At 72.4% G+C, this 10,416-nt stretch carries 11 protein-coding genes; 4 read left to right on the plus strand and 7 right to left on the minus strand.

Annotated elements, in window-relative coordinates:
- The first annotated feature begins 64 nt into the window (after positions 1-64).
- On the plus strand, positions 65-835 hold the full coding sequence (locus RV983_RS09305; protein ID WP_475990262.1) for a hypothetical protein: 771 nt from the start codon (positions 65-67) through the stop codon (positions 833-835).
- 31 nt (positions 836-866) lie between these two features.
- Here the strand turns inward: RV983_RS09305 and RV983_RS09310 are convergent, their stop codons facing one another.
- From RV983_RS09310 to RV983_RS09330, 5 genes are all read right to left on the minus strand, one after another.
- Positions 867-1,619, minus strand: coding sequence for an anti-sigma factor (locus tag RV983_RS09310; RefSeq protein WP_475985320.1), 753 nt, complete (start codon positions 1,617-1,619; stop codon positions 867-869).
- The gene (locus RV983_RS09315) at positions 1,616-2,203 is read right to left on the minus strand and encodes a sigma-70 family RNA polymerase sigma factor (protein ID WP_475985321.1); all 588 of its coding nucleotides are present in this window, start codon (positions 2,201-2,203) and stop codon (positions 1,616-1,618) included. The genes RV983_RS09310 and RV983_RS09315 overlap by 4 nt, the downstream gene beginning before the upstream one ends.
- 139 nt (positions 2,204-2,342) lie before the next feature.
- On the minus strand, positions 2,343-2,999 hold the full coding sequence (locus tag RV983_RS09320; protein ID WP_475985322.1) for a fasciclin domain-containing protein: 657 nt from the start codon (positions 2,997-2,999) through the stop codon (positions 2,343-2,345).
- Positions 3,000-3,533: 534 nt separating this feature from the next.
- Positions 3,534-4,463, minus strand: a complete 930-nt coding sequence (locus RV983_RS09325) for a polysaccharide deacetylase family protein (protein ID WP_475985323.1) — start codon at positions 4,461-4,463, stop codon at positions 3,534-3,536.
- 292 nt (positions 4,464-4,755) lie between these two features.
- Complete coding sequence (locus tag RV983_RS09330) at positions 4,756-5,574, minus strand: GntR family transcriptional regulator (protein ID WP_475985324.1); 819 nt, start codon at positions 5,572-5,574, stop codon at positions 4,756-4,758.
- Between the two features lie 422 nt (positions 5,575-5,996).
- Here RV983_RS09330 and RV983_RS09335 point away from each other — a divergent pair, with 422 nt between their 5' ends.
- The gene (locus RV983_RS09335; RefSeq protein WP_475985325.1) at positions 5,997-7,034 is read left to right on the plus strand and encodes a DUF2637 domain-containing protein; all 1,038 of its coding nucleotides are present in this window, start codon (positions 5,997-5,999) and stop codon (positions 7,032-7,034) included.
- Between the two features lie 94 nt (positions 7,035-7,128).
- On the opposite strand, the gene RV983_RS09340 is transcribed toward RV983_RS09335, so the two are convergent.
- Entirely contained in the window at positions 7,129-7,605 is a 477-nt protein-coding gene (locus RV983_RS09340; RefSeq protein WP_475985326.1) for an ATP-binding protein, read from the minus strand.
- 138 nt (positions 7,606-7,743) lie between these two features.
- Between RV983_RS09340 and RV983_RS09345 the strand changes: the two genes are divergently transcribed.
- Together RV983_RS09345 and RV983_RS09350 are read left to right on the plus strand one after the other, a co-directional pair.
- On the plus strand, positions 7,744-8,400 hold the full coding sequence (locus RV983_RS09345; protein ID WP_475985327.1) for a GntR family transcriptional regulator: 657 nt from the start codon (positions 7,744-7,746) through the stop codon (positions 8,398-8,400).
- Positions 8,401-8,402: 2 nt separating this feature from the next.
- Positions 8,403-8,891, plus strand: coding sequence for an OsmC family protein (locus tag RV983_RS09350; RefSeq protein WP_475985328.1), 489 nt, complete (start codon positions 8,403-8,405; stop codon positions 8,889-8,891).
- A gap of 37 nt (positions 8,892-8,928) precedes the next feature.
- Here RV983_RS09350 and RV983_RS09355 read toward each other — a convergent pair whose 3' ends face one another.
- On the minus strand, positions 8,929-10,347 hold the full coding sequence (locus RV983_RS09355; protein ID WP_475985329.1) for a glycoside hydrolase family 47 protein: 1,419 nt from the start codon (positions 10,345-10,347) through the stop codon (positions 8,929-8,931).
- Positions 10,348-10,416: the final 69 nt, after the last annotated feature.

Consider the following 10,416-nt stretch of genomic DNA (forward strand, 5'->3'; position numbering starts at 1 on the left):
CGTGCTGGACTTCGCCCAACGGGCTCGATGACGCGCTTCGGGAGGGCAAGTGGCGGACACCGCCATGTCGGACGCAGGGGTGGCACCGACGGTCGAAGGCGGCGCTGAGCCACCCGACGTGGCGCGGCTGCGCGGCCGGGGCTGCTGGACGGAGGCCGCGGCGCTGCTGGCGCCGTACGCGGCCGAACGGCCGGAGGTCGCCACGCGGCGGGCGGCGCTGCTGATCGAGCGGTGCATGTTCACCCTGGACGGCTGGGCGGAGGCTGAGGACGCGCTGCGCACGGCGGAGGCCCTGGCCCGTACGGACAACGAGCGCGGCGAGGCCTCCTGCGAACGGGGGAACCTGGCGTACCTCGTGACGCTCTTCGGACCGCGGGACCGCGCGGACGAGGCACGGGCGGCCCTGATGCGCAGTGCCGCACTGCTGGAGCCCGGCGCGCCCGGCCGGCCGCTGCTGGACTTCCGGCGGGGGCTGGTGGCCGAGAAGCTGGGCGACGACGCGACGGCGGCCCGGGCCTCCTACCTGCGGGCGCACGCCGGTGCCGAAGCGCACGGCGACGCGCTGCTGACCTCCTTCACCTGGGGCCACCTGGCGGGACTCGCGGCCCGTGACGGCGACCTCGCCGCGGCCCGGCACGGTTTCGCGGAGTCGCTGCGGCTGCGCGTGGAGACGGGGTACGTCATCGGCGCCGCCCCGGCCCTGGCCGCACTGGCGACCGTGGAGCCCGACCCGGAGGCGGCCCGGCTGCGCGCCGAGGCCGCGCGGTTGTTCCGGCTGCTCGGCGGCGTACCCGTGTGGCTCGCGGAGACCCTGGACGGCGAGGAGCCCGCGTAGGAGCGGGCCGCTCGGGCCCCTCCGCAGGCGGTCACAGCGCGAGCAGGGCCAGCGGCGCACTCGTCGGCGCGGGCGAGCCCTCGCGCGGTTCCGCGGTGATGCCGACCGCTCCTGCCGACCGCGGGTCACCGGTCAGCAGGACGGTTCCGGCGCGCTGTCCGGGACCGAGCAGTCCGGCCGGCCGCATGGCACCGTCCCGGCTGTACCAGATTTGGTAGACCCGCTGGTCCGCGAGCGCGGGCAGCGCGTCGAAGAGGACCACGGCCCGGCGCTGCCGGGCGGAGACCACCAGGGTGGCGGTGCCGCCCCCGCTGAGCCCGGCATTGCGGAACCGCGCCCGCGGGTCGGCCATCACCGCGGCCAGCGCCTGGACCCCCTGCTCGGCCCTGGCGGCGCGCACCCGCTCCACGTCGACGGCCTGACGGGTGTGGACGACCCAGCTGCCGAGCACCGCGGCCGAGGCGAGGCAGGCGGCGGCGACCAGCGACGGCAGGCGCCCGCGCCACCGCCGGCCGCCCAGGGGCACCAGGCCGGCGGTTCCGGCCGGCAGCGGCGGGAGTTGCCTGACCCCGGGGAGCGCCGCCACGACCCGGGCGTGAAGCGAGGCCGGGGGGGTCACCGCGGCGGCCAGGGCCAGACGTGCCGCGGTCTCGTGGAACTCCCGCACCTCGGCGGTGCACGTCCGGCACCGCGCCAAGTGCCCCCTGAAATCGCGGACTTCTCGCTCCGACAAGGCGTCCAGGACGTAGGCGCCGGTCAGGGTGTGCGCATCGGTGGACGTCATGCCGTTACCCCCAGGCAGTCGCGAAGCCGGATGAGACCGTCCCTGAGCCGTGTCTTGACCGTGCCCAAGGGCGCGTTCAGCAGGTCGGCGGTCTCTTGGTGGGTGTATCCGCGGTAGTAGGCCATCGTCACCGACTCGCGTTGCAGGTCGGTGAGCCGGCTCAGGCAGCGGCGCACCTGCTCGCGTTCCAGGCGCCGCTCGACCTGGTCGCTGACGACGTCGAACGCCGTCTCGTGGTCGCGGACGGCCGCCTTGTGCTCCCGGTCGGCGGCCCGCTGGACGGAGCGGACGCGGTCCACCGCCCGCCGGTGGGCGACCGTCATGATCCACGCCGTGGCGCTGCCCTTGTCCGGGTCGAAGCGGGCCGCGGAGCGCCACACCTCGATGAGGACCTCCTGCGCGACCTCCTCGGACTGCGCCACATCCCGCAGCAGCTTGCGCACGAGGCCGAGGACGGAGCCGGCCATGGCGGTGTAGAGCGTCTCGAACGCCTCCTGGTCGCCGCGGGCGATGCGGCCGATCAGCGCCTCCAGGAACCCGTGGTGCGGTGTCGCGCAGGGGTCGCCGGGGGCCGCGACGTCCATGGGGGTCTCCAAAGGGGGTGAGGCCGTACGGGTTTCGGGACCGGGTCCCGCGGAGGGGGAGGGCGGCCCGGGGGGAGGTGTGCGCGGCGCTCGTCGCGCACAGCCGTTCCCCTCCCCCGGGCCGCCCGGTCTCGGCCGCCTACTGGGGCATGAGGACGGTGTCGACGATGTAGACGGTGGCGTTGGAGGTGGTGACATTGCCGCACACGACGTGGGAGGCGTCGTTGACCGTGTAGGTCTCACCGGAGCCTGCCGTGGTCAGCTTGCCCTTCTCCAGCGTGGTGAACGAGCCGCCCGCCAGCTGCGCGGGCGTCAGCCGCTGCCCCACCACGTGATAGGTGAGGATCTTGGTCAGCATGGCCTTGTCGTTCAGCACCTTGTCCAGGTCGGCCTTCGGGATCTTCGCGAACGCGTCGTTCGTGGGCGCGAACACGGTGATGTTCTGCGCGCTGTTGAGGGTGTCGACCAGACCGGCCTTCTTCACCGCGGCCACCAGCGTGGACAGCACCGGATTGTTCGAGGCGGCTGTGGCCACCGGGTCCTGGGACATCCCGTCGAAGCTGCCGGCACCGTCCTTGGGCACCGCCGAACAAGCCGCGCCGAAGGGCCTGTCCAACGCCATCACGTCCCCCGGGCCCTCGCTCGCGGAGTCGCCGGCCGGGGTGGAGGGCGCCGTGGAGGCGGCGTTGGAGGAACTGTCCTTGGTGTCGTCGCCGCCGCACGCGGTCAGAGCGAGCGGCAGGACGGCGGCGGCGGCCACGGCGATCGCGGCACGGCGCAGGCGCAGGGTGTTCATCGGGGGCTCTCCTTGATCGTTCATCTTCAGGGGGGGGAGGCTGGCCCATGGAGCCGGCCGTCACGCCCCGGGGTCATGGCAGTTCGGGGATCCGGAGCGCGGTCGGCGGCCGAGCGCCGCTGCTCCGGGCCGAATCCGACTCGGATTCGGCACCGGGCGCGGCGGCCCGCACGGACAGCGCCTGTCGCGCTGTCCGCCGGTTGCCACGAGTGCCGCGGGCTCAAGATCCTCATGCCAGTGATTCGTCACGGCCCCGGGCGGAGATTGGTGACTCACCCCATCGAGTGATGGGCGCCCGCATCGACGCAGGCCGCAGCGTCGGCGCGGCGGGAGAGAACGCCCGCGCCTCCCTCACGCGGGGACCGCGGGGTTCGGGCGGCAGCCGGGTTCGCCGGCCGCGACCGCCCTTCGTACGCCGAGGAGTTGCCGGACGCCGGGATCAGCGGACCGCCGTCATCGGCGGTGTCGGCGCAGCGGCCGGCCCCAACCCTCGTGAGAGAACGCATCAATTCACCCCTGCGACAGGGCGGGCGCTCACTGCGCGGCGGGCGGCGCCTGGATGTAGTCCTCCAAGCGGGCCACGGTGAACCCCTGTTCCCGGATATGGCGGAGCATGTTGGCGAACATGTGGGTCATCGTGACGCCCTTGAGTTCCGCGGGACCGCGGAAGTGCGCGAGGATGATGTCTCCGGGGCGCAGTTTCCTGTCCGCGGTCTGGTACTGGATCTGCTTGATCTGCATGGATTCGCGCCACAGCACTATCGCCCGCGGACCGCACTGCCGTACCGCCGCGTTGAGGGAGTCCGCGTACGCCCCGGCGCCGTACGGCGGACGGAACAAGAGGGGGGCCGTGCCGTACCGCTGGGTGAGGACCTCCTGGTCGCCGCATATCTCCGCGCGCTGCCCGGCGGCCGACAGCCCGGTCATGTCCGGGTGGTGCAGCGTGTGGTTCTGGACATGGTTTCCCAGGCCCTGGAGACGTGCGAAATAACCGTAGTCACTCTTGATCGCGTCATTCATCAGGAACATGGTGACGGGGACCTTCAGGTCCTCGAGCATCCTGATGAACTCGGGGCTCTTCTCCTGGCCGTCGTCGATCGTAATGAAGACGATCTTCTCCTTGGTCGGCACATTCGATATCACCGGGACCGGACCGTGAGCGGTGAGTTCGACCGGCTTGACGGCCGGCGGCTCCGGGGCCGGTGCCAGCGGTTTCAGCCCCCATTTCGTCCATGGGTCCACCGCACTCACCGAGGGGGTCGGGGAGAGGGGCGCACCGAGCGGCGAGGCGATCGCGCCGGGCCCCGAGGAAGGCGTTCCCACGCCCTTGGCGGCAGCCGCACCGCCACTCGTGCATCCGGTCACAGCCGTGGTGAGCGCGAGCGCGCCCACTGCCGCACCGAGCAGCGAATTCCGCCGCCGCCGCACACGGCCGACCAAGGGCCGAAGATATCCATGAGTCATGCACGAACGGTATACGCGCGCCCTTTGCGCGAAGAGGCGGGGTGGGCCGCCCACGGCAAGGCCGCAGTGAGTGGCGAACGGGGCCCGAATGCGGGCCCGCCGGGCGGGCGTCACAAGGTTATCGCGTCCCTTTCGGGCCGGGGAGAATTCCGTGCGTCAGCACGCGGGACCACGGGAACGGCAATGGTTCCCGACAGGTTTCCCACAATTCACCGGCCGAATGGGAAGGCACAGCCCTTTCCGTCCCCCCTGGGCAGCCGGAAAGGCACCGCCGGATCGCGCGGGACGGGCTTCAGCCGCCGTAGTGACCGCGGGCCAGTGCCTCGACCACGGGGAGGTCCCCGCTGACGAGGGCCTCCAGGAGCGCGGCGTGCTCGCCTGCGTCGGCGACGAGTTCGGCGCGGCTGCCGCGCGGCGCGCCGCCTGCGCGTGCGTGGTCCTCGGCCACGGGCCACTGGGCGCGGCGATGCAGTTCCTCCGCGACGGCGACGAGTTGCCGGTTGCCGGAGACCTCCAGGAGTGCGCGATGGAAGACCCGGTCGGCCTCGGCGTAGGCGACGCGGTCGCCGAGCGCGGCAGCGGCGACGGTGGCCTCCGCCAGGGGCCGCAACTGCTCCCAGCGGGAGGGTGGCACGGTGCGGGCGAGCCGCAGGACGATGGGCACCTCGATGAGCGCGCGCACCTCGGCGAGTTCCGCGCGGTCCCGGCGGCTGCGCTCGGCGACCCGGAAGCCCTTGTTCGGCAGGGCTTCGACGGCGCCTTCGCGGGCGAGCAGCTGCATGGCCTCGCGGACGGGCGTGGCCGAGACCCCGAAGCGATCGGCGAGCGCCGGAGCCGAGTACACGGCGCCGGGCCGCAGCTCGCCGGTCACCAGGGCGCCGCGCAGCGCGCGCAGGACCTGGTCGCGCACGGAGTGCCGCTCGGGCATCCGGCGCGGCCGGGGCAGTGCCTCCGCCTGGCCCGCGACGGCGTCCCGGCGGGGTTCGGCCTCCTGGCGCGGCTCGGCATGCGGATGGGCACCCCGGACGAGCTCGTCATGGCCGGGCGGCAGCCCGGGGGCCGCGGCGGCGGCCGCCTCGGCCCGCAGCGCGGCTCGGGGGGCGTACTCCACGGGGGCTCCTTCGGACGGGTCGGTATGCGCCTGGCGCACTCCTACAGTCGGTGTGCGCCGCCCTCTATTGCAACACTCTCCACGACCTGCTTCGAGAACTTACCTCCCGTCGTGCCCCCGGAAGCGAAACAAGGCGAGGCTCACCTCATTTGGATCTTTTGTCCGACCCGCCCGGCAGCCCACTCGGCGCCTCGCCCGCCAAGCGGCCGGCCCCAGGTCAGGCCAGAGGCTTGAACTAGGTCAACTGCGCTAAAAACGCTCCCCAGTTCGAGCATTCTGTCGGTCTCTCCCCACGCCACCACCCCGTTGGCGTTCTCTTGTCCCGAAACCGCTTCACGCGCCCGAGGCGTTCGCCAGGATGTCGCGCGAACGCCGTCTCGCGGCCCGAGCGCGACGGTACTGCGACGCAAGGAATCGCACGTATGAGATTTACGGACATAACGCTTGACTGGACACTGTCGGGCGCCGTGTGCGTGGCGGTCCTCGCCGCCGCGGCGGTGTTCCTCCGCAACCGCAAGGCCCGCAAGGACGAGACCGCCCAGGGCGACTCCTGGGAGCGCTCGGAAGATCGGCGCCGCAAGAAGGAGGCCATGTACGGCACGGCCTCCTACGTCCTGCTCTTCGGCTGCGCCTCGGTCGCGGCAGCCCTGTCCTTCCACGGCCTGGTCGGCTTCGGCCAGCAGAATCTGGGCCTGTCCGGGGGCTGGGAGTACCTGGTGCCCTTCGGTCTCGACGGCGCCGCCATGTTCTGCTCCGTGCTCGCGGTCCGCGAGGCCAGCCACGGCGACGCGGCCCTCGGCTCGCGCATCCTGGTCTGGCTGTTCGCGGGCGCCGCGGCCTGGTTCAACTGGGTGCACGCCCCGCGCGGCGGCGACCACGCGGGCGCCCCGGAGTTCTTCGCCGGCATGTCGCTCTCCGCGGCCGTCCTCTTCGACCGGGCCCTGAAGCAGACCCGCCGCGCGGCCCTGCGCGAGCAGGGACTCATCCCGCGCCCGCTGCCGCAGATCCGCATGGTCCGCTGGCTGCGCGCCCCGCGCGAGACCTACGGCGCCTGGTCGCTCATGCTGCTCGAGAACGTGCGCACCCTGGACGAGGCGGTCGAGGAGGTCCGCGACGACCGGGTCCGCAAGGACCGGGAGGCGATGCGCCGCCGCGAGCACGAGCGGCTGGAGCGCGCGCGCATCAAGGCCATCAACCGGCAGCACCGCATCTGGAACCGCGGCGGCAGCAAGTACGAGCTGCCCGGTGCCAACCCCGCCGCCACCCAGGCCTCCGCGGAGCCTGCCATAGAGCCGGAGAAGGCCGAACTGCCCTCGCGCTCCCGTCCCGCACTGTCGCCCGCCCGTGAAGAGGCGCTGCGCACCACCATCGACCTCACCGCCGAGGACGACACCATGGCGCTGCCCAAGCTGGACTCCCTGGAGCGCAAGCTGGCAGACCTGGAGCGCCAGTACGGCTGATCCGCCCGCGTTTTCTCACGTCACATCGCAGCCCCGACCGGGGACTTCCCGGCCGGGGCTGCATCGTTCCCGGGAAACGTGACGTGACGCTCCGTCAAGCTGAGGTCGTGTCCAGCTCGAACCAGACGACCTTCCCGGAGCCGTCCCCCTCGGCGTGGACGCCCCAGGCGTCGGCGAGGGACTGCACGAGCTGCAGACCGCGCCCGGAGGTGTTGTGCGTGGAGGGGGCGCGCAGCCGAGGGTGGCGGTGGTTGAAGTCCCGCACCTCCACGCGCAGTCGGCACAAAGGAGGCGCGGACCCCGCGGGCGCGTTGGGCCCCGTGGTCAAAGTGGCGGTGAGAACGGCGCCCCGGTCGGTGTGCCGCAGGGCGTTGGTGACGAGTTCGGTGGTGAGCAGGACGGCGGTGTCGGCGAGGGCGGGGACGCCCCAGTGCCGTAAGGACTCGCGCAACAGCCTGCGGACATCCGCGACCGCCGGCAGGTCGGCGTGCTGGAGCGGACGGTGCAGGTGGTGCGCTTCGGCGGTGTCCCCGACCTCCCGGCCGCTCGCCTGCGCAGGCTGACGTTCCATCGGCTCCGCTCCGGCAGCTCGCGCCCTTCCGGGGTCGACCATCTACGCGCAATGCATGCCCCGGCGCGGCCACTTCCAGTCATGGGCCGCAGACGCTGCGCTCTTGTATCCAATGCATGCAATGGATACAGTGGACGGGTGCACCAGACGGACACCGCCCATCGGCGGCTGCGGGAACTGATTCTGGACGGGGTGTACGCCCCCGGCCAGCGCCTGACCGAGCTGGAGACGGCGGCGGCGCTGGCCATGAGCCGTACGCCGGTGCGCGAGGCTTTCCGCGCGCTGGTGGCGGACGGGCTGGTGCGCTCGGCGGGGCGCGGGGTGAGCGTGGTCGAACTGGGACCGGAGGCGCTGCGCCACGCCTACCAAGTGCGCGGCGCCCTGGAGGCGCTGACGGCCGAGCTGGCCGCCGAACGGCAGCGGCGCGGGGAGGTGGCCCCCGCAGAACTGACCGCGCTGGAGCGGGTGGCGGCGCAGGCGGAGGAGGCCACGGCGGCGGGACGCCTGGAGGAGGCGGTCCGGCACAACCGGCGCTTCCACGGCGGTATCGCGGTCCTGTCCGCGAACCCGGTGGCGGCCGGCACGCTGGACCGGTTGTGGGACCAGATCCAGGTCTCCACCCGCCGCTCCCTCTCCGCCCCGGAACGCCCCGAGCAAGTCGCCGCCCAGCACCGCCGCCTGCTCGCCGCCGTCGTGGCGGGCCGCGCGGCGGAGGCCCACGCGGCCGCCCGCGAGCACGTGGCGGACACCTGCGCCGCCTCCGAGCGGGACGACCCACACGAGAGGACGCCGTAGCCGTGCCCGACATCAGCAAGCGCCACACCTACACCACCGAGGTCGCCTGGAGCGGCAACCGGGGCTCGGGGACGAGTGCGTACCGCGCCTACAGCCGTGAGCACGAGGTGTCCGCACCCGGACTTCCGGTGCCGGCGATCCCCGGCAGCTCCGACCCCGCCTTCCGCGGCGACCCGGCCCGCTGGAACCCCGAACAGCTCCAACTCGCCGCCCTGTCCCAGTGCCACATGCTCTCCTACCTGCATGTGTGCACCGTCGCGGGAGTGGTCGTCACCGCCTACACCGACCGCGCCGAGGCCACCATGGAGGAAACCGGCGACGGCGGCGGCCACTTCACCGAGGCCGTGCTGCACCCCCGCGTGGAGGTGGCCTCGGCCACCATGGTGGACGCCGCCGTCGCCCTGCACGAGGACGCCCACCGGCTCTGCTTCATCGCCAGTTCCGTCAACTTCCCGGTCCGGCACGAGGCGGAGGTGGTCGTCGCCGGCTGACCGGGTACCCGTCGGCACGGTCACATCGGTCGCACGGTCAGCGCAGCCCGCGCAACACGTTCCCCTCCGTGGTCAGGTAGTTGGAGCCGTAGTCGAAGCGACGGGCCTTGGCGAAGAGCAGGTAGTAATACTTGGCGTTCTCGCTGAACCAGTACGCCGGGGTGAGGTCCGTCTGCTTCATCGGCCGCGTCGTCACATCGCTGATCGCCGTGTAACCGTTGCGGACCTTGCAGTACTTCTTCTGCCTCAGGAACATGTCGCGCGCCCGCGAGCGATAGCGCTCCTTCTTCGTGATCAGCCAGAGGAACAGGCACGAGTCGACGTACTCGGGACGCAGGGGGTAGGAGGCGTCGACGGCGCGCAGGGTGGTGTAGTCGATCACCTCCGGGGGCAGTCGGTGGTCGGCGAGCACGGCGGTCCAGCTGTCGTGGTACGCCTCCCCGTCGGCGATCCGGCCGCTCTGGGCGAGCAGTCCGGCGTAGAAGGAGGTGAGCTCCGACTGGAAGCGGCTGATGGTGCGCCCGGTGGTCATGTCCGCCTGCCGGAACCAGAGCCGGCCGTCGCGCCGCTCGGCCAGGTGGCGGAAGACGGCCGCGGTGAGCGTGGTGTACCAGGTCCGCAGGTCCGGGTCGCGGTACAGCTGCCAGCCGTCCCACAGGTATTCGAAGAAGGAGTCGACGGGCGGGTCGAGGGTGGCGGTGGTGCCGGTCCACGCGCCGGTCTCGACGTTCAGGGCCGTGCCGACCAGGTCGATCCGCGAGCGGCGGTCGTAGACGGCGCGCAGTGCCTTCTTGGCCGCGTCGTAGTAGCGCCGGTCGCCGGTGAGCCGGGACAGCTCGCCGAACTCGGTGATGCAGGTGCCGATCTCGGCGAGGTTGTTCTCCTTGCCGCTGACGGCGCCGGTGGAGAGGTTGACGTAACGGTACGGGGCCCCGGTCGGCGACCGGGTGAAGGCGGGCAGCAGACGGTCGGCGAGGTCGCGCGCGCGGTCGAGCAGGACCGGGTCCCGGGTGGCCAGGTGTCCGGAGAGCAGACCGCCCACCAGCCGGATGATCGTCTCGAAGACCTGGACAGGGGCGTCCTGGTCGAGGACGAGGTCGTTCTTGACCCACTCGACGCCCGCGGCCAGCTCGCCGTCCAGCTCCATCAGGTAGAGCGTGTCGAGCGCCTCGATGATCGTCAGGCCGAGTGTGCTGCCCGGGATGAAGAAGTCGGAGCCGGTGCCGCTGATCGGGCGCAGCTCGTCCCGTCCCCAGGCGAGGCGCCGGTAGGCGTCCCAGGCGCTGCGGAAAGCGGTGACGGCCTCCTGGGCGAGCCCCGCGTAGGGGTCGGGGGCGGCGGCAGCGGCCGTTCCGGACAGGGACAGCGATGAGGCCATGGTGGCAGGGGCGAGAGCGGCGGCGGCTCCGAGCAGCCTGCGCCGAGAGAGTCCGCCGGGACGCGCGAGTTTTCTCATGCCCCGAAAACCCCGTCAGTCTTCCGGGCGTTACGGGACACCACCGCATTGACGGGGAATCCATCCGGT

It is taken from the genome of Streptomyces sp. RLA123 (genome assembly GCF_056270165.1).

What these genes read in the sequence shown, in the direction of transcription:
- RV983_RS09320 (WP_475985322.1), bottom strand. Translation starts at nt 2,999, where the DNA reads ATGAACACCCTGCGCCTGCGCCGTGCCGCGATCGCCGTGGCCGCCGCC.
- RV983_RS09335 (WP_475985325.1), top strand. Translation starts at nt 5,997, where the DNA reads ATGAGATTTACGGACATAACGCTTGACTGGACACTGTCGGGCGCCGTG.
- RV983_RS09305 (WP_475990262.1), top strand. Translation starts at nt 65, where the DNA reads ATGTCGGACGCAGGGGTGGCACCGACGGTCGAAGGCGGCGCTGAGCCA.
- RV983_RS09310 (WP_475985320.1), bottom strand. Translation starts at nt 1,619, where the DNA reads ATGACGTCCACCGATGCGCACACCCTGACCGGCGCCTACGTCCTGGAC.
- RV983_RS09340 (WP_475985326.1), bottom strand. Translation starts at nt 7,605, where the DNA reads ATGGAACGTCAGCCTGCGCAGGCGAGCGGCCGGGAGGTCGGGGACACC.
- RV983_RS09315 (WP_475985321.1), bottom strand. Translation starts at nt 2,203, where the DNA reads ATGGACGTCGCGGCCCCCGGCGACCCCTGCGCGACACCGCACCACGGG.
- RV983_RS09355 (WP_475985329.1), bottom strand. Translation starts at nt 10,347, where the DNA reads ATGAGAAAACTCGCGCGTCCCGGCGGACTCTCTCGGCGCAGGCTGCTC.
- RV983_RS09325 (WP_475985323.1), bottom strand. Translation starts at nt 4,463, where the DNA reads ATGACTCATGGATATCTTCGGCCCTTGGTCGGCCGTGTGCGGCGGCGG.